Source organism: Variovorax sp. S12S4 (assembly GCF_023195515.1).
GTDB lineage: Bacteria > Pseudomonadota > Gammaproteobacteria > Burkholderiales > Burkholderiaceae_C > Variovorax.
Genome location: NZ_JALPKR020000002.1, coordinates 1,540,463 through 1,561,265, shown reverse-complemented (window position 1 = coordinate 1,561,265; position 20,803 = coordinate 1,540,463). Strand labels below are relative to the sequence as shown.

Below are 20,803 nucleotides of genomic sequence, written 5' to 3'. Positions count from 1 at the left end.
GCGTCTCTCTTTCAGCGGCGCTCGACGACCATCGGCGCAATGCGCAGGCTGTCGCGCAACTGCGTGACAGCCTCGCCGGCTTCATTGCGCGACGCAAAGGGTCCTGCCTGCAGCCGATGCGTGCCGGCCTCGCTGAAAACGCGCAGTTGCGGGGCCAGTGAAGGCAGGCCGCGCGCCGCCTGGCTGCGCAGGCTTTCCGCGCCATCGCGCTCGCGGAAGGCGCCGAGCTGCACCCAGAAGCCCGCCACCGCGGCGGATGATGGTGCGGCGGCCGGCGCGGCCGGTGCCGGTGCCGTCGGCGCAGACAGGGGTGCTATGGGCGCAAGGTCGGTGACCACCATGGGCTGGCGCGGCGGCGGCGCGGCATCGGCCTCGAGCGTTGTCGGTGCCGCTTGCGCGATAGTTTCTGTCTGCGGCATCGGGGCCATTGGTACCACCGGCGTTTGCGGCACGACCGGCATCGTCGAGGCCTCCGGCGCATTCATCGCCACCGGCGCCACCCAGGCCGAAGGCACGGCCACCGATGCAGCCGCCGCGCGCCGCGATGGTGGTGCTGACGCAGGGGCCGCGGCATACGCGGTTCCCGAGTCCCGCCGCCAGGCGCCGGTGCGGATGTCCTCGTTCGTGATGCGCTCGATCTCCACCGGCGCCACGCCGCGCAGCAGGTCGAGCTTGAGCGCCGCCGTGTAGCTCAGGTCGATGATCCGGCCGTCGACGAAAGGGCCGCGGTCGTTCACCCGCACAATCACCTCGCGCCCGTTCGCCGGGTTGCGCACCCGCACGTAGCTCGGCAGCGGCAGGGTCTTGTGCGCGGCCGTCATGGCGTACATGTCGTAGGGCTCGCCGCTGGCGGTCGACGCGCTGTGGAACTTGCGGCCGTACCACGAGGCGATGCCCGATTCGCGGAACGGCCGGTCGTCGGTGATCGGCTGGTACGCCCGGCCCAGCACCGTATAGGGCTTGCTGGTGCCGCCGCTGCTGCGGATGGCTTCGATGCGGGGCTCGGCATCGGGCACCCGGTCGAGGTCCGACGGAATGTTCGTGCCCGGGCCGTCGCGGCCGCTCAGCGCGCCGCCGCCGCTGCGGGTGCCGCTCGCGCAACCCGCAAGAAGAACAGCGACGGCCACCGCGCACGCAGCCAGCGCGGTGGGGGCGGGAGAAACAGCTCGCTCAGCCAAATACAGCCTTCCACAAGGCCAGCATGGCATCGCGCTCGGCGGCCAGTGCAGGCGGGGTGACCTGGGTCGGTTCTTCATTGAGGCGTGCGCGATGCTGCACACGGCGCAGTTCGCGGTACGCCGCCGCGGCATTGCGGCCGACGCCGGCGGGCAGCAAGCCGGCTTCTTCGGCGCGCACCAGCAGCGCGATGTTGCCGACATTGGGAATCAGCTCCGGGTGCTCGCCCGAGGCCGACAGCACCAGAAACTGCACCGCAAACTCGGCGTCCACCATGCCTCCCGGGCTGTGCTTCACGTCGAAGCGGTCGGCCTTCACCGGCCGTGCGCCGCGCACCTTGTCGCGCATGGCAATGATCTCGGCCTTCAGCGCCTCGCGATTGCGCGGCGACACGATCACGGCCTGGCGCACGTCGTCGAAGCGCGCGCCCAGTTCGGCGCTGCCCAGCACAAAACGCGCGCGGGTCATGGCTTGGTGCTCCCAGGTCCATGCCGTGTTGCTGCCGCGGCCAAGCTGGTACTTTTCGTAGGCTTCGAAGCTGGTGGTCAGCAGGCCCGAATTGCCGTTCGGCCGAAGCGCGGTGTCGATCTCGAACAGGTCGCCCTCGCGCGTCTTTACCGTGAGCCAGTTGATGAGCTTGCGCACATAGGCCGCGTACACCTCGCCGGCGCGCTCGTCGTCATCGTCGTAGACGAAAACGATGTCCAGGTCGCTGCCGTAGCCCAGCTCTTTGCCGCCCAGCTTGCCGTAGCCGATGATGGCGAACTGCGGCGCTTCGCGATGGCGGTTGCGCACGTGCGGCCAGCACCAGCGGGCGGTCACGCGCAGCGTGGTGTCGGCCAGCGCGCTCAGGTCGTCGGCCACCTGCTCCACGGTAATGCGGCCGTCCACGTCGCGTGCCAGCGTGCGGAACACCTCGGCATGGTGGGCGTGGCGCAGCAGATTCAGCAGGCGCTCTTCGTCCGCTTCGCCGGTGCGGCTGAGCGAGGCGTGGCGTGCTTCCAGTTCGCGTTCGAACTCGGCCGCCACGAAGCGGCCCGACAGCATTTCGTCGCTCGCGAGCTCGTCGATGACGCCCGGGTGCTGCATCAGGTAGCGCGCCGGCCACTTCGCGGCGCCCAGCAGCCGCAGCAGCCGTTCTTGTACCGCAGGCCGCTCGACCAGCAGCGCCAGGTAGCTCTCGCGCCGAAGCAGCGGCTCGATCCAGTCGGCCCAGCGCAATGCGGCGTCCGCATGGCGCGGCGTCTGCCCCGGGCCGTCGCCGTCGGGCTCTTTCAGCCACTGTCCGGTGCGCTGCACCAGCTGGCGCAGCCGGGCCCGCGTTTCTTCACGCAGGGCGAGCACGCGGGGCTGTTCGCACCAGTTGCGAATGCGCTCGGCAAACACCGGCGGCAGGTCGTCGAGCAGATCGGCCAGGTCGGCGGGCGCGGCGGCCTTCTTGCCGCTGCACTTGCCGTTGCAGGGCTTCTCGCCGCCGAGCAGCTTGTCGAACTCCTGCGCCACCAGTTCGCGGTGCGTATCGAGCTGCTCGAGAAAGGGGCAGCAGTTGGCATAGCCCATGGTCTGGGCAATCCAGCGCAGGTCGTCGTCGCCCACCGGCAGCATGTGGGTCTGCTGGTCGTCCAGGTACTGGATGCGGTGCTCCACGCGGCGCAAAAACTCGTAGGCCGAGGCCAGCGCATCGGCGGTTTCCTGCGGCATCAGGCCGGCGCGCGCCAGGCGCTGCAGCGCGTCGAGCGTGGGCCGGGTGCGCAGCTCGGGGAACTGGCCGCCACGCACCACCTGCAGCAGTTGCACGGTGAATTCGATCTCGCGGATGCCCCCGCGCGACAGCTTGACGTCGTTCGCGCGCTCGGGCCGGCCCGCGCTGCGGCGCGCTGACTGCTCGCGAATCTGCCGGTGCAGCGTGCGCAGCGAATCGAACACGCTGTAGTCCAGATAGCGGCGGAACACGAAGGGCAGCACCGTGGCGCGCAGGCCTTGCGCATGGCCTTCGGACACGATGTCGCGCGGCGCCACCACCCGGCTCTTCATCCAGGCAAAGCGCTCCCACTCGCGGCCCTGCACCTGGAAATATTCCTCCAGCGCGTCGAGCGAGACCACGCTTGGCCCCGAATTGCCGTTGGGCCGTAGCGCCAGGTCGACGCGAAACACGAAGCCGTGCTCGGTGGTGTCGCCCACCAGCGCATAGATGCGCTTCACCGCGCGCGAAAAATACTCCTGGTTCGACAACCGGCCGCGGCCGTCGGCATCGCCGCGGGTTTCGCCGTCCAGGTCGTACAGGTAGATCAGGTCGATGTCGCTCGACACGTTGAGCTCGCGCGCGCCGAGCTTGCCCATGCCCACCACCCAGAGCTGCGCGCGCTGGCCTTCGGGGCCGAGCGGCGCGCCATGCAGCGCGTCGAGCTCCTGGCAGGCGTCGCGGCACGCGATGTCGAGCGCGAATTCGGCGAGCTCGGTCACGGCGGTGGTTACCACGGCGAGCGGTGCCTGGGCATCGCAATCGAGCGTTACAAGCCGTTCCATCACGAGCTGCCGCACAATGCGCAGCGCATCGCCGACGCTGTCGCCGCGCCCGCGCAATGCCTCGTAGGCCCTGGATATCGACTCGCGCAGCGGCGCGCCGGGAGGAAGCAATGCAAGTTCGGCCGCATACCTGCGGCGCAGGCGCTGCACGAAGCGCGAATAGGAAGAAAACGCGAGCTCGATCGCGATAGGTGGCGTGGGCGTGGTTGGCAACTGGTTCACACTGATATTGGTTTCCGTGGAACCCCTCTGATGGCTGGCGGTCATAATTCCCGACACAGCGCGATCCTCAATGAACGACACGGCGTCTCCCCCTTCACGTCTGCTCAAGATCACCGCTGCGACGGCGCGCTGGCTGCTGGGTTTACTGATCGCTGCATGGCTTCTGCTTGCACTGTCAGTGGTTGTCCTACACGCGTGGATTGTGCCGCGAATCGGCGATTACCGTGGTGCCCTGGAGGCACAAGCCAGCAAGGCCATCGGGGTACCTGTGCGCATCGGGTCGATCACCGCCCGTTCGGATAGTCTGTTTCCTGCCTTCGAGCTGCGCGACGTGGTGCTGCATGATGCCAGCCAACGCGAAGCCCTGCGCCTTGTGCGGGTGGTGGCGAGCGTGTCGCCGCGCTCCTTGTGGCGCCTCAATTTCGAGCAGCTCTACATCGAGGGGCCGCAGGTCGACGTGCGCCGCGACGTGCTGGGCAAGCTGCACGTGGCCGGCCTGCACATGTCCAACGACACCACCGGAGAGACCCGCGCCGCCGACTGGTTTTTCGCCCAGCGCGAACTGGTGGTCGAAGGCGGCACCGTCCGCTGGACCGACGAGCAGCGCCAGGCCGAGCCCCTGTTGTTGACCGATGTGCGCTTTGTGGCCCGCAACGGCGGCCGCCGCCATGGGCTGCGGCTCGACGCCACCCCGCCGGCCGGCTGGGGCGAGCGCTTCACCCTGCGCGGCCAGTTCCGCCAGCCCCTGCTGTCGGTGCGCTCGGGCCGCTGGCAGACGTGGGACGGCCAGCTTTACGCCGACCTGCCCTACATGGACGTGACCCGCCTCGGCCGCTACGTCTCCATCGACGCGCGCATCCGCGAAGGCAGCGGCGCGCTGCGCGTCTGGGCCGACGTGAAAGACGGGCAGATCGTGGGCGGCGCCGCCGACCTGGGGCTCAACCGCGTTGACGCCTCGCTGGGACGGGGATTGCAGCCGCTGGTGCTGCGCTCGGTCACCGGCCGGCTTGCCGGCCAGCTCAACGAGGAGAATTTCGAGTTCTCGACCGCCGCGCTGCAGTTCGACACCGCCGACGGCATGCGCTGGCCCGGCGGCAACCTGTGGATGCAGCACTCGCCCGCGCGCGGCCGCACGCCGGAGCACGGCGCCTTGCGCGCCGACCGGCTCGACCTGGCGGCGCTGGCCCTCATTGCCGACCGCCTGCCGCTGGGCGAGGCCACGCACCGTGTGCTCGATGCCTATGCGCCGCGTGGGCTGGTCGAGCGCATCGACCTGAACTGGCAGGGTTCTTTGGGTGCGCCCGAGCGCTATCAGGCCAAGGGGCGCGTCAGCGGCCTGCGGGTCGCGTCGCAACCCGCCCCGCCCGTGGTTGCCGCAGCTCCCAAAGCCGGCGCCCCGGCCACCACTCCCCACGCGCACGCCGGTTCGCCCGGCCTGAGCGGCGCCACCATCGATTTCGACGCCACCCACAACGGCGGCACCGCCGCGCTGTCCATGGCGCAGGGCACGCTCGAGTTTCCGGGCGTGTTCGAGGAGCCAGTCATTCCCATCGACCGGCTGGCGGCCCAGCTCCAGTGGAAGCTCGACAAGGGCCATGCGCAGTTGCAGGTGTCCAAGCTGCGCTTCGCCAACGCCGATGCCGAGGGCGAGGCCGAAGCCAGCTGGCGCACCAGCGATCCCGCCATTTCCGCCGGCCAGTCGCTCTACCCCGGTGTGCTCGACCTGCAGGGCAAGCTGACCCGCGCCGACGGCACGCGCGTGTTCCGCTACCTGCCGCTCGACATTCCCCAGCACACGCGCGACTACGTGCGCCAGGCAGTCACCAAGGGCACGGCCAGCAGCGTCGACTTCCGCGTGCGCGGCGACCTGCACGACATGCCCTTCATGGACCCGAAGCAGGGCGAGTTCCGCATCGTGGCCAAGGTGGCCGATGTCAACTACGCCTACGTGCCCCCGGCCTCCGCCACCGCGGCGTCCACCGCCTCCAGAGCCGCCGCCTCGGCACGGCCCGGTACGCCCGCGGCGGTCTGGCCCGCCCTGACCGGCGTCTCGGGCGAGCTGGTGTTCGAGCGCGCGGGCATGCTGGTGCGCAACGCGCGCGGCCGGCTGGCTGGAGCGACCGGCATCGAGGTCACCAAGGCCGAGGCGCAGATTGCCGACATGTCGCACCACGCCTCGTTGCTGCGCGTCGACGCCCAGGCCAAGGGGCCGCTCGGCGAACTGCTGCGCGTGGGCGCTCCGCTGGCCGGCGAAACCGGCGAGGTGCTGTCGCGTGCGCGCGCCACCGGCACGGCCGACTACCGGCTGCACCTCGAGCTGCCGCTCGAGGACATGGACGCGGCCAAGGTCCAGGCCAGCATTGCGCTGTCGGACAACGAGCTGCAGCTGGCGCCCGAGGCGCCGTCGTTCACGCACGCAAAGGGCGTGGTCGGCTTTACCGAAACCAACTTTTCGCTGGCCGGCCTCAACGCCAGGCTGCTGGGCGGCGACGTCCGCATCGAGGGCCGCGGCCGCTTTGCCGGCGCCAACCGCGAAGTAACACTCAAAGCGCAGGGCACCGCAACCGCCGAAGGCCTTCGCAGTGCGCGCGAGGCCGAGTGGCTGACCCGCATCGCGGCCAAGGCTACGGGCAGCACGCCTTACGCGGTCACTTTCTCGATGCGAGACGGCGCGCCGGAGTTCCTGCTCACCAGCACCTTGCAGGGCCTGGCCCTGCAATTGCCCGTCCCACTCGTGAAGACGGCGGACGAGCAGATGCCGCTGCGCATCGAAAAGAAAGTGCTTCAGCGCGAAACCCGTGCGGGCGCCGCCGTTGCGGTGCAAGACCAGCTTTCGTTGGAGCTCGGCCGCATCGGCAGCGCCCAATATGTGCGCGACATCTCGGGCGCCGAGGCGCGGGTGCTGCGCGGAAGCATCGGCATTGGCCTGGCGCCTGGCGAAACGGCCAGCGTGCCCGACAGGGGCGTGCTCGCCAACGTGAACGTCGCCAAGCTCGATATGCCTGCGTGGAAAGCCCTGGTCGGCGACACCGCAACCAATGCGGCTGAAGCGGGTGGCGCCGAGCGGCCCGAAGACGCGGCCATGGGCTACCTTCCCACGCGCATTGCCGTGCGCGCGCAGGAGCTCGGCATTGCGGGCCGCACGCTGCACAACGTGGTGCTGGGCGGCACGCGCGACGGCTCGCTCTGGCGCGCCAACATCGACGCCACCGAGCTCAGCGGCTATGCCGAGTACAGCCACTCGCAGGCCGGGCGGCTCCATGCGCGGCTCGCGCGGCTCAAGATCGCGCCAACCGAGGCGACGCAGGTCGAGACGCTGCTCGACGAACAGCCCGGCACGTTGCCCGCGCTCGACATCGTCATCGACGACTTCGAGTTGCTCGGCAAGCGGCTCGGCCGCGCCGAGATCGATGCGGTCAACCGCGGCGGCGCCGGCCGCGAATGGCTGCTCAACAAGCTGAGCTTCACCATGCCCGAGGCGAGCTTCGCGGCCAAGGGCACCTGGGCTGCCGTGCCGGGCGGCAGGGCCGGACGCGTCGAGCAGCGCCGCACCGCCATGACCTTCAGGCTCGACATTGCAGATGCCGGCGACCTGCTTGCGCGCTTCGGCATGCCCGGCGTGCTGCGGCGCGGCAGCGGGCGGCTCGAGGGCGACGTCAACTGGCGCGGTTCGCCGTTCTCGCTCGACTACCCCAGCCTGGGCGGGCAGCTGCAGGTCAACGTGGGATCGGGCCAGTTCCTCAAGGCCGACCCCGGCCTTGCCAAGCTGCTTGGCGTGCTGAGCCTGCAGGCGTTGCCGCGCCGGCTCACGCTCGACTTCCGCGATGTGTTCAGCCAGGGCTTCGCCTTCGACTTCATCCGCGGCGACGCGAAGATCACGAACGGCATTGCGAGCACCAACAACCTGCAGATGAAGGGCGTCAACGCCGCCGCGCTCATGGACGGCTCGGCGGACATCGTGCGCGAAACCCAGGACCTGCGCGTGGTGGTGGTGCCCGAAATCAATGCCGGCACGGCCGCGCTGGTGGCCACCGCCATCAACCCCGCCATCGGGCTGGGCACCTTCCTGGCCCAATGGGTGCTGAGCAAGCCGCTCGCAGCCGCCGCCACGCAGGAGTTTCACATCGAAGGCACCTGGGCCGACCCCAAGATAGCCAAGGTGCCGCGGTCCATCCTGCCCAATCCCCTGAATCTTCCCGCGCCGGCGCCCGCCGCCGAAGGCCGGAAAACGGAGACCACGCAATGAAAGTCGCAGCCATCCAGATGGTGTCGGCCATCGCCCGCGAAGCGAACCTCGCACGCGCCCACGACCTGCTCGCGCAAGCCGCCGCGGCCGGCGCCGAGCTGGCGGTGCTGCCCGAGTATTTCTGCATGATGGGCGCGCGAGACACCGACAAGCTGGGCCTGCGCGAAACCGCCGGCGCCGGCACGGTGCAGGGCTTTCTTGCCAATGCGGCGCGCGAGTTCGGCCTGTGGATCGTCGGCGGCACGCTGCCCATCGAAAGCAACGATGCGGAGCACGTGTTCAACAGCTCGCTGTGCTACTCGCCTGATGGCCAGTGCGTGGCGCGCTACGACAAGATCCACCTGTTCTACTTCGACAACGGCACCGAGCGCTACGACGAGCGCCGCGTCATCGCACCGGGCGCCAAGCCCGTGGTGTTCGACCTGCCCTCGCGTGACGGCCACCGCTGGCGCGTGGGCATGAGCGTTTGCTACGACCTGCGCTTTCCGGAGCTGTACCGCGCGCTTGCCAAGCAGGGCGCCGACCTGCTGCTGGTGCCCAGCGCCTTCACCCGCACCACCGGTGCCGCGCATTGGGAGGTGCTGCTGCGCGCGCGTGCCATCGAAAACCTGGCCTGGGTGGTCGCGCCTGCGCAGGGCGGCACGCACGAGAACGGCCGCCATACGTGGGGCCAATCGATGGTGGTCGACCCGTGGGGCACCGTGGTTGCGCAGCAGGCCCTCGAAGAAGGCGTGGTGCTGTTCGACATCGATGCCGGGCAGACCGGGCGCATGCGCACGCAGCTGCCGGTGCTCTCGCACTGCGTGCTCTAGATGCAGGATGTGCTGACCGCCGCGTCGCCACGGTGGGCGCTGTTGGCGTTCGCGCGCCTGCGCTCGCTGTGGAAGCGCTGGTTTCTTTGGCTCATCCTGGCCGTGCTGGTGTCCGCACTGCTCGTTACCGTGGTGTGGCTCGCGGGGCGGCATGAAGTGGAGCAGGTGCAGGCGGCGCTCGACCGCGACACGGCCGATGCGGTGTCCGACCTTCGCATCGGCTTGCAGCGCAATGCGCAGAGCCTGCGCGCCACGCAGGCTTCGGGCCTGGACCGCACGCATTGGCCCGAGGCCGCGGCCACCTTGCTGAGGGAGCATCGCGAGTGGCTTCGCCTCGAGTGGCGCGACGCCGCGCTGCGTCCGCTGGAGTCGGCCAACACGCCCTACCGCATGCGCCTTATCGACGAGGAAAGCCGCGGTGCCGACCAGACCGACGTGGCGCTGGCCTGCACCGCCGCGCGCAAGCTCGGTGCGCCCGCCTATTCGCCGAGCCACTTCGTGCCGGTGCTCGGCGGAGGCGGCGTCGAGGTGATGGAGCTCTGCGTGCCCATCGACGCGGGCGGTTTCCTGGTCGCGAGCTACTCGCTGCGCGACACGCTCATCGAACTGGTCGGCCCCACGCTCACGCGCGGGCAGGAAGTGGCGTTTACCGAAACCGACGGCACGCGGCTGGTGGCGCTCGGCACGTCGCGCCGTACCGGCACGCGCGTCTTCACCTCGCAGCAGCTCATCGACCTGCCCGGAGCCGCGCTGATGCTGCGAGTCGACGGCTGGCGCGCGGCGCCCGATCTTTTTCCGAACGTGCTCACGGCGCTGGTCACCGGCATATCGATTGCGCTGGTGTCGGTGCTGGTGCTGCTGGCGCGCGACACGCGCCGCCGGCTGCGCGCAGAGCGCGACCTGGCCGATGCGCTGGCCTTTCGCAAGGCGATGGAAGACTCGGTCATCACAGGCCTGCGCGCGCGGGACCTGCAGGGCCGCATCACCTACGTCAACCCGGCGTTCTGCGAGATGGTCGGCTTCAGCCCCGAAGAGCTGATGGCCGGCAGCGGCGAATCGACCGAGGTGCCCTACTGGCCCACCGAGCTGGCGCACGAATACCAGCAGCGGCAAGCCAGGCGCCTGGCCGGCGGCATGCCGCCCCGCGAGGGCTTCGAGTCGGTCTTCATGCGCAAGGACGGCACGCGCTTTCCGGTGCTCATCTTCGAGGCCCCGCTCATCAATGCGCAGCGCGTGCAGACCGGCTGGATGAGCGCCTTCATCGACATCAGCGAGCAGCGCCGCATCGAAGAACTCTCGCGCGCGAGCCAGGAGCGCCTGCAGGCCAGCGCACGGCTTGCCACGGTGGGCGAAATGGCATCGCTGTTGAGCCATGAGCTCACGCAGCCGCTGGCCGCGATTGCCAGCTATGCCACCGGCTCGCTCAACATGCTCGGCCCCCATGCCAAGGGCGAGCAGGCCGAAGTGGCCATGGCTGTGCGGCGCATTGCCGAGCAGGCCGACCGCGCCGGCCAGGTGATTCGCAGCGTGCACGACTTCGTGCGCCGGCGCGACCGCACGCGCGAGGCCGTGGCGCCCCAGGCACTTGTCGATGCGGTGCTGCCGCTGGTGCGGCTGCAGGCGCGCAAGCTCGGCGTGATCATCGAGGTGCTGCTCGAAGACCGCCTGCCGCAGGCCATGTGCGACCGCACACTGGTCGAGCAGGTGCTGCTCAACCTGGCGCGCAACGCCATGCAGGCCATGGACACGCCGGACAATGCCGGAGAACGGGTGCTGCGGCTGCGGGTGGCGCGCGCCGTGGCCGTGGGCGGCACGGGCGTGGAAGACGCGCGCCGCTGGCTCGAGTTTTCGGTGGCCGACCTCGGCAGCGGCATCAGCGAAGAGGTGGCGAGCCGCCTCTTCACACCCTTCTTCACCACGCGCGCCGACGGCATGGGGCTTGGTCTCAGCCTGTGCCGCACCGTGGTGGAGCAGCACGGCGGCGTGTTGATGTTCGAGCCCAATCAGCCTCGGGGCACGGTGTTCCGCTTTACCCTGCCGGCGGCATGACCCTTGCAAGTTTGCCGCGGCCACATTTTTGAAACGACTGATATGCAACCGCTGATCGACGGCCTCATCTTCATCGTGGACGACGACGCCAGTGTGCGCGAGGCATTGGCCTGGCTGCTGCGCTCGCGCCGACTGGAGAGCGAGCACTTTGCAAGCGCCGAGGCCTTCGAGCAGCGCCTGGCCGAAGGGCCGCTGCCTCAGCAGCCGCTGTGCCTGCTGCTGGATGTGCGCATGCCCGGCACCAGCGGGCTGGTGCTGTTCGACCGGCTTGCGGAGCGCGGCCTGCTTGATGCCATGCCCGTGATCTTTTTGACCGGCCACGCCGATGTGCCGACCGCGGTCGACGCGGTGAAGCGCGGTGCATTCGATTTTTGCGAGAAGCCGTTCTCGGACAACGCGCTGGTCGACCGCATCGAGCAGGCGCTGGGTGCTTCGCTTCGGGCGCTCGAGGTGCAGCGCGTGCGGCGCAGCCTGGCCGGCCGCATTGCCGAACTCACCGAGCGCGAGCGCGACGTGATGCGGCTCGTGGTCGAAGGCCTGCCGAACAAGCTGATTGCCGACCAGCTCGCGATCAGCGTGCGCACGGTGGAGGTCCACCGCGCGCGCGTGTTCGAAAAGATGGAAGTGAAGTCAGCGGTTGAGCTGGCCAACCGCTTGAGAGATCTCTAAGAGATCAGCTTTTTTCCGCGACGAAAATTTCTACGCGGCGATTCTGCGCACGGCCGGCGGCGGTGCCGTTGTCGGCCAGGGGCTCGCGCGAACCGCGGCCGTCGGTGGTGATGGCGGTGGTCGAAACGCCGCGCGCCACCAGATGGTTGCGCACGCTGTCGGCACGGCTCACCGAGAGACGCTCGTTGCCTTCTTCGCTGCCGGTGTTGTCGGTGTGGCCCACCACGCGCACGCTGGCTGCCGTGGCGCTGCGCAGGCCTTCGGCGACCTTGTCGAGCACCTGGGCAAGATTGCGCTTCACGTTGGAGCGGCCCACGTCGAACGAAAGCTCGTTGGGAACCACAAGGTGCAGCTGGTTGTCCGCGGTCTGCTCGATCACCACGCCCGTGCCCTTGGTGGAATTTTCCAGCTCGGTCTTGAGCGACGCCAGGCGCGCGGTCCAGCTGTTGGATGGCGCGGCCGACTGGGCATCCGGTGCGGTTGCAGCACCCGGCGCAGGCGATTGCGAAGCGCAGCCCGCAATGAACAATGCGGCCGCAGCCGCACCCGAAACAACAAACTTCCTCATGAGTTTTCCCTCTGGATTGACATTGAAACGATAACGATGGACGCCGGCCGCTCCCGCCCGGCCGGCTTTTTTCTTCTTGTCTGGCTTACTTATTTTTCTATCTACTGGCGAGTTCAGCCTCGCGGTGCGCGCTCGCCCACAAAGATTTCGACGCGGCGGTTCTGGGCCCGACCTGCATCGCTGTTGTTGTCGGCAATCGGCTCACGCGAGCCGTGGCCTTCGATGCGGAAGGCCGCGGCACTCACGCCGCGTGCCACCAGGTAGTCGCGCGTGCTGGCGGCACGGTCGACCGACAGCGGGTTGTTGATGGCGTCCGAGCCGGTGTTGTCGGTGTGGCCGATGATGCGCACCTCGGCGTTCGGGTTGTTGCGCAGGCCGCTTGCGAACTGGTCGAGCACCGGCGCGAAGTTCGACTTGATGTTGGAGCGGCCCACGTCGAACGACACATCGCTCGGAATCTGGAGCTTGAGCTCGTTGTTCGGGGTTTGCGTGACCGCAATACCGGTGCCTTGCGTGGCGGCTTCCATCTGGCGCTTCTGGTTTTCCATGCGCTGCGACCACAGGTAGCCGCCGAGCGCGCCGGCTGCGGCACCCACTAACGGCACCGGTGCCGATGGCACCGCGGTTGCCGCCGGTGGCGGAGCCGATGGCCGCACCGCCCAAGGCGCCGATGCCGGCACCGATGCCGGTGTTGCGTTGGGTGTCGGTCATGCCGCCGGCACAGCCGGACAGGACGAGGGCGGCGGCGGAGGTGGCGAGAACGAATTTTTTCATGGCTTTCCCTTTCAAGGATGAATCAGGCGGGCCACAGCTTAGCTTCGGCAAGCATGCGATGGTACGGCCTTACCGATCCGCCGAAAACAGGAAAACCTTTCGCCGCGTCCGATGAATGCTAGGATGATTGCTACTAAAGTAATAGCTAATGGGTTCTTCTCCGACATTTCCCTGCGACTTGCGGCTACGCAAGAAATTCACGCTTCTGGAGGGCGGCCCTGCTTGGAGGACTCGTTGTCATTGGCGGTCTCATCTTCTTCGTGCAGCTCACCCTTCTTTCGACCGGAAAACATGGTCCACCAGACGATCAATATGAGCACGAGCCCTGCCCCGAGGGCTTCAAGCAAAATCAATCCCATGAGAAATGGACTCCAGTGGCTGGTAGGGCTCGCGATCGTAGCAACGATGGCGGGCTGCTCGCTCAGCCCACGCGCACCGGAAACCCCGGCGCGCCCCACCGTCACGCCCCCGCGCGACCTCGGCCCCCTGACCGGCTCGCTGGCGCATCCCAAGAGCCGATGGGTGCCCGTCGGCTGGTCGGAGCTTCCGGGTTTCAGCGACGATCCGCTGCACGAAGCCTGGATTGCGTTGCTTGCCAACTGCGCGCGCCCCAATGCCGCCTTTGCACCGCTGTGCCGCGACGTGCGCCAGCTGGCCATTGCCACGCCCGAAGAGCAGCGCCAGTGGATGACCGACCGGCTGCAGCCCTATCGGGTCGAGTCGCTCGCGGGCTCCAGCGAAGGCAAGCTCACGAGCTACTACGAGCCGGTGTACGACGCCTCGCGCGTGCCCACCGCCACCTTCAACGTTCCGATCTACCAGGCGCCGGAAGGCCTGGTGCCGCGCCGCCCCTGGTACACCCGGCAAGAGATCGAAACCCTGCCCGAGGCTCAGGCGGCGCTGCGCGGCCGCGAGATCGCGTGGATGGCCGACCCCATCGATGCGCTCATGCTGCACATCCAGGGCTCGGGGCGCCTTCGCATCACCGAAGCCAACGGCGTGCAGCGCACCGTGCGCGTGGCGTTTGCGGCCACCAACGAGCAGCCTTACAAGAGCGTGCAGCAATGGCTGATGTCGCAAGGCGTGTCGAAGGTCGGCAAATGGCCTGACGACACCAAGGCATGGGCCGCGCAGAACCCGCAGCGCGTGTCGCAATTGCTGTGGAGCAATCCGCGTTATGTGTTCTTCCGCGAAGAGACGATGAGCGAGCTGGACGCTTCGTTCGGCCCCCGCGGCGCGCAGGGCGTGCCGCTCACGGCGGGGCGCTCGATCGCGGTCGACCGCGAAAGCATTCCGTACGGCACGCCGGTGTGGCTCGCCTCGAGCGGCCCCGCCGCACAGCTGCAGAAGCTCGTGGTCGCGCAGGACACCGGCAGCGCCATCGTCGGCGCCGTGCGCGCGGACTACTTTGCCGGCACCGGTGCCGATGCCGGCCGGCTGGCTGCGAGCATGAACCAGCCGCTGCGCTTGTGGGCGCTGTGGCCGAGGCAAATGCCGGCGCCCTGACCGGCGCCAGTTGCCGATCGGAGGGCGAGTCAGCGCGGCTGACCGGAGGCTGAGCGTTTCACGCTCGTGTCATGCGAACTGACTACCTTCGCGGGTTGATTTCTTGTTCAACCCACGAAAGATATTGCGCATGACCGCAAACTCCCGCAGCGACGATCCTTCGATCGACCTTGACGACATCGGCACCAACCCCACTTCGAATCCCTCTTTCACCGACCTGATCGCGTCGCGCCTGAGCCGCCGCCATCTGTTCGGCCTGGGCGTCGGCACGGCCGGCACCGCGTTGCTGCAGGCATGCGGCGGTGGTGGCGGCGGCGGGGGCGTTGGCTTCCCCGTGCTGCCCCCGCACCGGCTCCCGCACCACCGGCACCGCCACCGCCCGCACCCGCTCCGCCGGCACCGGCGCCCGCACCGCTCAAGCTCAACTTCAATGCCGTGGCCAAGAGCCTGGACGACGTGGTGAGCGTGCCTGCCGGCTACACCGCCAGCGTGCTCTACCGCCTGGGCGATCCGATTGCGAACGGCGTGGCTGCCTACAAGAACGATGGCACCGACGATCCTGCCACCTACGACCGCCGTGCCGGCGACCACCACGACGGCATGACCTTCTTCGGCATGGACGGCTCGAACAAGTGGGACCCCGCCAACGCGGCGCGCGGCCTGCTCGTGATGAACCACGAAGCCATCACGCCGCTGTTCCTGCACCCCACCGGCCAGACCATTACCGGCACCGGCAATGCCGCAGTCCGCACCGTCGCAGACGAAGTGCTGCGCGAGTTCTACCTGCACGGCGTGAGCGTGATCGAGGTCAACAAGAACGGCAGCGCCTGGAGCTACAAGCAGGACTCGAGCTTGAACCGCCGCGTTCACACCCTCACCGAAATGACGTTCTCGGGCCCGGCCGCCAAGACCGACTACCTGAAGACCAAGTATTCGACCGACGGCAGCAAGACCCGCGGCACGCTCAACAACTGCGCCAACGGCACCACGCCTTGGGGTACCTACCTGACCTGCGAAGAGAACTGGGCCGGCTACTTCCGCCGCATTCCGGCTACCGACAACCCCAACCGCACCGCCAAGGAACTCACATCGTTCAGCCGCTACGGTGTTTCGAGCACCGGCCGCGAACTGTGGGCAACCGTCACGCCCGACACGGCCGACAACATCTACGGCCGCTGGAACACCCAGGTGACCGGCGCCACCGCCACCGACGACTTCCGCAATGGCGCCAACACCTACGGCTGGGTGGTCGAGATCGACCCCTTCAATCCTGCCAGCACGCCCAAGAAGCGCACCGCGCTCGGCCGCTTCGGCCACGAAGGCGCCTGCCTCGGCCCGGTGGTGGTCGGCAAGCCGCTGGTCTGGTACATGGGCGACGACTCGCAGAACGAGTACCTCTACAAGTTCGTTTCCACCAAGGCCTGGGATGCGGCCGACATCGGCGGCGGCATTGCGGCCGGCGACAAGTACATGGACGATGGCAAGCTCTATGTCGCGCGCTTCAACGCCGACGGCACGGGCAACTGGCTGGAGCTCTCGCTGGGCGTGAACGGCATCACCTCCGGCAACGCGACGTACCCCTTCGCCGATGCGGCCGACGTGGTGATCAACGCGCGCCTTGCAGCCGACGTGGCCGGTGCGACCAAGATGGACCGCCCCGAGTGGACCGCCGTCAATCCGAAGAACGGCGACGTGTACCTCACCCTCACCAACAACGCCGCGCGCACCATCAGCACGACCGATGCCGCCAACCCGCGCTACTACAACGACCCCAAGGGCGTGGCGCAAACGGCGCAGAAGGGCAACCCGAACGGCCACATCGTTCGCTTTGCCGACGCCGGCGGCGACCCCGCGGCCGTCACCTTCAACTGGGACGTCTACCTGTTCGGTGCGCGCTCGACGGCATCGGCCGACGTCAACCTGTCGAACCTGGTTGCCGACAACGACTTCTCCAGCCCCGACGGCATGTGGTTCAGCCACGCGACCGCCGGCCTGCTGTGGCTGCAGACCGACGATGGCAAGTACACCGACGTGACCAACTGCATGATGCTTGCGGCACTGCCGGGCCAGGTGGGAGACGGCGCGGCGAAGACGATCACCAACGTCGACGGCGCCACCAGCGCGACGCAGGCTACCTTTATCGGCAAGGCACCCGGCACCGACGGCCTGCGCCGCTTCCTGGTCGGGCCGAAGGACTGCGAAATCACCGGCATCGCCGAATCGGGCGACGGCCGCGCGCTGTTCGTCAACATCCAGCACCCGGGTGAAACCACCGCTGCGGCAAACATCAGCGACCCGACCAAGTTCGGCAGCCATTGGCCAGAAGGCGGCACGGCCCGCCCGCGCTCGGCCACGGTCGTCATCACCAAGGACGACGGCGGCTTGATCGGCCTCTGATCGGTTGTGCCGTTCACTCCCCGGGTTGCGCGCGCAATCCGTGGGAGCCCAGCGAGCTAGCGGGGCAACGGCAGCGCCGTTTTGTATCGCACTTGCTTGAGCGCAAAGCTCGAGCGGATCTTCTCGATGCCCGGAATCGGCGTGAGCTGTTCCAGGATGAATTTCTCCAGCGCCGCCATGTCCGCCACTGCGATGCGGATCAGGTAGTCGCTGTCGCCCGTCATCAGGTAGCACTCCATCACTTCGTCGTGCTCCGCAATGCGCTGCTCGAAGTCGGCGAGCGACTGCTTGCTTTGCGTGGTGAGGCTGATCGAGATGAACACATTGAGCCCGAGGCCCAGCGCCTTCGCATTCGCGAGCGCCACATAACGGTCGATTACGCCGCCGGCTTCCAGCGCCTTCACGCGCGCGAGGCAAGGCGAGGGCGACAGCTGAACGCGGCGCGCGAGCTCCACGTTCGACAAGCCGCCGTCGCGTTGCAGCTCGTCGAGGATGCGCAGGTCAATGGTGTCGAGTTGCACGAAATGCGGCGTTCGGTTGGTTTTCAGGAATTTTATGCTGCGCTGGTGCCATGGGTATGCCCAGGCCGGTAGCTAATTCTTGCCGTTGCGGCCTAAAGTGCCGGCATGAATGCCCCGATTTCATCCGACCAGATGCGCGCGCTGCTGCTCGACACGCCGCTCTCGCACGACCCCGACCCTGCGGAGACCGCCGAATGGCGCGACGCTTTCCTGGCGCTGGCGCAAACGCATGGCCCGCAGCGTGCGCGGCAGATGCTGGTGGAGCTTGCCCGGCTTGCGCGGCAGCAACGCATCGGATGGCAGCCCGAACTCGCAACGCCCTACGTCAACACCATTGCGGTGGAAGACCAGCCGCCGTTTCCTGGCGACCTGGCCGTAGAGGAGCGCCTGGCTTCGCTCATGCGTTGGAACGCGCTCGCGATGGTGGCGAAGGCCAACCAGGCGTACGGCGAACTGGGCGGCCACATTGCCAGCTATGCCAGTGCGGCCGATTTGTTCGAGACCGGCTTCAATCACTTCTTTCATGCGCGCGATGAAAAGCATCGAGGCGACCTGGTGTTCTTCCAGCCGCACAGCGCGCCCGGCGTCTATGCGCGTGCCTACCTCGAAGGCCGCCTCAGCGAAGAAGACCTGAAGCACTACCGCCAGGAACTCACCGCGCCCGCCTTCACCCAAGGCAGCGGCGCACGCGGCCTCAGCAGCTACCCGCATCCCTACCTGATGCCGGACTTCTGGCAGTTCCCCACCGGCTCGATGGGCATCGGCCCGATCAGCTCGATCTATCACGCACGCTTCATGCGCTACCTCACGCACCGCAACCTGCTCGACTGCGAGGGCCGCAAAGTGTGGGGCGTGTTCGGCGACGGCGAAATGGACGAGCCCGAATCGATGAGCGCATTGACGCTTGCCGCGCGCGAGAAGCTCGACAACCTCGTGTGGGTCGTCAACTGCAACCTGCAGCGCCTGGACGGCCCGGTGCGCGGCAACGGCCGCATCATCGACGAGCTCGAGAAGCTCTTTGCCGGCGCGGGCTGGAACGTCGTCAAGCTCGTGTGGGGCAGTGACTGGGACGGCCTGTTCGCGCAGGATGTGAGCGGCGCGCTCGCGCGCGTGTTCGCCAACACCGTCGACGGCCAGATGCAGACCTTCGCGGCCAAGGACGGCCGCTTCAACCGCGACAACTTCTTCGGCCAGAACCCCGAACTCGCGCGCCTGGCCGAAGGCATGACCGACGAGCAGATCGACCGCCTGAAGCGCGGCGGCCATGACTTGGTGAAGATCCACGCCGCCTATGCCGCCGCGGCCGCGCACAAGGGTCAACCGACCGTGATCCTCGCCCACACCAAGAAGGGCTACGGCATGGGCAGCGCCGCGCAAGGCAAGATGACCACGCACTCGCACAAGAAGATGGGCGACGTCGACCTCATCGAGTTTCGCGACCGCTTCAACCTGCCGCTCACCGACGCGCAGGCCATTGCAATGGACTTCTACCGCCCGCCCGAAGACAGCGCCGAGATGCAGTACCTGCGCAGCCACCGCGCTGCACTCGGCGGTGCCATGCCCCGCCGCGAGACCGCATGCGACGTCGTGCCCAAGCCCGACATTGCCAGCTACGCGCAATTCGCGACAGCCGCGGCCGGCAAGGAAATGAGCACCACCATGGCCTTCGTGCGCATGCTGGGCAACCTCATGAAGGACAAGGCGCTCGGCCCGCGCATCGTGCCCATCGTGGCCGACGAGGCGCGCACCTTCGGCATGGCCAACCTGTTCAAGCAAGTCGGCATCTATTCGAGCGTAGGCCAGCGCTATGCGCCCGAAGACATCGGCTCGGTGCTGAGCTATCGCGAAGCCACCGACGGACAGATTCTGGAAGAAGGCATCAGCGAAGCCGGTGCCATTGCCAGCTGGACGGCAGCCGCCACCAGCTACAGCGTGCATGGTTTGGCGATGCTGCCCTTCTACATCTACTACTCGATGTTCGGCTTTCAGCGCGTGGGCGACGCCATCTGGGCCGCCGCCGACCAGCGTGCGCGCGGCTTTTTGCTCGGCGCCACCTCGGGCCGCACCACCCTCGGCGGTGAAGGCCTGCAGCACCAGGACGGCAGCAGCCACCTCGTGGCCGCGACCATTCCCAACTGCAAGGCCTACGACCCTGCCTTCGCGGGCGAGATGGCGGTCATCGTGGATGCGGGCATCCGCGAAATGATGGTCGAGCAGAAGGACATGTTCTATTACGTCACGCTCATGAACGAGAACTACGCGCAGCCCGATGTGCCCGAGGGTGCAGAGGCGGACATCCTGCGCGGCTGCTATCGATTCGGCGTGTATGCGCCGGCTTCAGGCAAGGCGAAAACGAAGAAGGTCGTCACGCTCATGGGCTCGGGCGCCATCCTCACCGAAGTCGTCAAGGCTGCGCAGCTGTTGGCCGATGAAGGTATCGAGGCTGAGGTGTTCAGTGTGACGAGCTGGAGCGAACTTGCGCGCGATGGCCTGGCTTGCGAGCAGCGCGCGATTGCGGGCGAGAAAAAGCCGGTGTGCCGTTCGTTGCGCAGCAGCTCGGTGCCGGAAAGGGCCCGATCATCGCCGCCACCGACTACGTGCGTGCCGTGCCGGAGAGCGTGCGCGCCTTCTTGCCCGAAGGCCGCCGCTATCTCACGCTGGGAACGGATGGGTTTGGCCGCAGTGACACGCGTGCGGCGCTACGGAAGTTCTTTGGGGTGGATGCAGGGAGCATTGCGCGGGCGGCGCGGTATGCGCTGGTTTCTGCGTAGTTGGAGAGATGGGGCAGCTCACGGATGCCTTCTTCCGCTACTTTTCTTTCGCACACGAGAAATTCGTGCGCTGAGCCGCCTCTCCCGTTCGGACATTTTTTATCGTGAACGAACAGAGTGGAGCTGCGTCAGGACTGCCCGGCGGGAAGATCTGAGACGCCAACGCGGTGTAGGTTTCACCCTCTTCCAGAGCAACCTGCGCGTTGATATTGCAGACGGCCTCCTGCACAGAGCTAATTGCGCTTCGATGGTTGTAGTGAAACCAGATCGCCTTGCCTGCGGTGACGTGTACAGCCTCTTTCGGCAATGTTCGTCCGCGCGAGGCGACGAACAGCGTCTTTGGAAACAAGGTACCGCAGCGCACCTCGCTCACGCTGATTGCACCACCGTCGCGAGAACTTGATCTACCAATCACTTCGCCATTGACGGTCGCGTACGGCGCACCTGAAGGCAACTCATACTTCGTTGCGCAACCGCCCAGTGCGAGAGCGATGGTGGAAAGAAATATTGCCTTCATCATTTGCCTTTCAATACATCCTTCACGCTGCATTACCCTCAACTTCATG

At 67.5% G+C, this 20,803-nt stretch carries 11 protein-coding genes and 3 pseudogenes; 7 read left to right on the top strand and 7 right to left on the bottom strand.

The annotated features are described in order from the left end of the window. Positions 1 to 11 precede the first annotated feature (11 nt). Positions 12 to 1,178, bottom strand: a complete 1,167-nt coding sequence (locus M0765_RS07940) for a septal ring lytic transglycosylase RlpA family protein (protein WP_258502977.1) — start codon at positions 1,176 to 1,178, stop codon at positions 12 to 14. Beyond that, positions 1,171 to 3,969, bottom strand: coding sequence for a bifunctional [glutamate--ammonia ligase]-adenylyl-L-tyrosine phosphorylase/[glutamate--ammonia-ligase] adenylyltransferase (gene glnE / locus M0765_RS07935; RefSeq protein ID WP_258502976.1), 2,799 nt, complete (start codon positions 3,967 to 3,969; stop codon positions 1,171 to 1,173). The genes M0765_RS07940 and glnE overlap by 8 nt, the downstream gene beginning before the upstream one ends. Before the next feature lie 25 nt (positions 3,970 to 3,994). Between glnE and M0765_RS07930 the strand changes: the two genes are divergently transcribed. Genes M0765_RS07930 through M0765_RS07915 form a run of 4 tightly spaced genes read left to right on the top strand, consistent with a single transcriptional unit; the run spans position 3,995 to position 11,700 of the window. After that, positions 3,995 to 8,170, top strand: coding sequence for a YhdP family protein (locus M0765_RS07930; protein ID WP_258502975.1), 4,176 nt, complete (start codon positions 3,995 to 3,997; stop codon positions 8,168 to 8,170). Continuing rightward, positions 8,167 to 8,982, top strand: coding sequence for a carbon-nitrogen hydrolase family protein (locus tag M0765_RS07925; RefSeq protein WP_258502973.1), 816 nt, complete (start codon positions 8,167 to 8,169; stop codon positions 8,980 to 8,982). The genes M0765_RS07930 and M0765_RS07925 overlap by 4 nt, the downstream gene beginning before the upstream one ends. Further along, positions 8,983 to 11,031 (top strand): two-component system sensor histidine kinase NtrB, encoded by a 2,049-nt coding sequence (locus tag M0765_RS07920; protein WP_258502971.1) that lies wholly within the window; start codon positions 8,983 to 8,985, stop codon positions 11,029 to 11,031. A gap of 42 nt (positions 11,032 to 11,073) precedes the next feature. Next, the gene (locus tag M0765_RS07915) at positions 11,074 to 11,700 is read left to right on the top strand and encodes a response regulator transcription factor (RefSeq protein WP_157616401.1); all 627 of its coding nucleotides are present in this window, start codon (positions 11,074 to 11,076) and stop codon (positions 11,698 to 11,700) included. Between the two features lie 4 nt (positions 11,701 to 11,704). Here the strand turns inward: M0765_RS07915 and M0765_RS07910 are convergent, their stop codons facing one another. The 3 genes and pseudogenes from M0765_RS07910 to M0765_RS07900 form a co-directional block, all read right to left on the bottom strand. Then, on the bottom strand, positions 11,705 to 12,268 hold the full coding sequence (locus M0765_RS07910; protein ID WP_258502968.1) for an OmpA family protein: 564 nt from the start codon (positions 12,266 to 12,268) through the stop codon (positions 11,705 to 11,707). Positions 12,269 to 12,381: 113 nt separating this feature from the next. Continuing rightward, positions 12,382 to 13,042: pseudogene (locus tag M0765_RS07905) on the bottom strand (OmpA family protein). A 197-nt stretch (positions 13,043 to 13,239) separates the two neighbouring features. Beyond that, positions 13,240 to 13,401 (bottom strand): hypothetical protein, encoded by a 162-nt coding sequence (locus M0765_RS07900; protein WP_258502967.1) that lies wholly within the window; start codon positions 13,399 to 13,401, stop codon positions 13,240 to 13,242. On the opposite strand from M0765_RS07900, the gene mltA reads away from it, so the two are divergent. Beyond that, complete coding sequence (gene mltA / locus M0765_RS07895) at positions 13,400 to 14,548, top strand: murein transglycosylase A (RefSeq protein ID WP_258502965.1); 1,149 nt, start codon at positions 13,400 to 13,402, stop codon at positions 14,546 to 14,548. The genes M0765_RS07900 and mltA overlap by 2 nt on opposite strands. A 130-nt stretch (positions 14,549 to 14,678) precedes the next feature. Further along, a pseudogene (locus M0765_RS07890) lies at positions 14,679 to 16,945 on the top strand (PhoX family protein). A gap of 56 nt (positions 16,946 to 17,001) precedes the next feature. Here M0765_RS07890 and M0765_RS07885 read toward each other — a convergent pair. Then, a complete protein-coding gene (locus tag M0765_RS07885) occupies positions 17,002 to 17,466 on the bottom strand; it encodes an Lrp/AsnC family transcriptional regulator (protein WP_126749627.1) in 465 nt (154 codons plus the stop codon). Between the two features lie 105 nt (positions 17,467 to 17,571). Between M0765_RS07885 and mdeB the strand changes: the two are divergent. Continuing rightward, positions 17,572 to 20,237: pseudogene (gene mdeB, locus M0765_RS07880) on the top strand (alpha-ketoglutarate dehydrogenase). 37 nt (positions 20,238 to 20,274) lie between these two features. Here the strand turns inward: mdeB and M0765_RS07875 are convergent. Next, entirely contained in the window at positions 20,275 to 20,787 is a 513-nt protein-coding gene (locus M0765_RS07875) for a hypothetical protein (protein WP_258502963.1), read from the bottom strand. Positions 20,788 to 20,803: the final 16 nt, after the last annotated feature.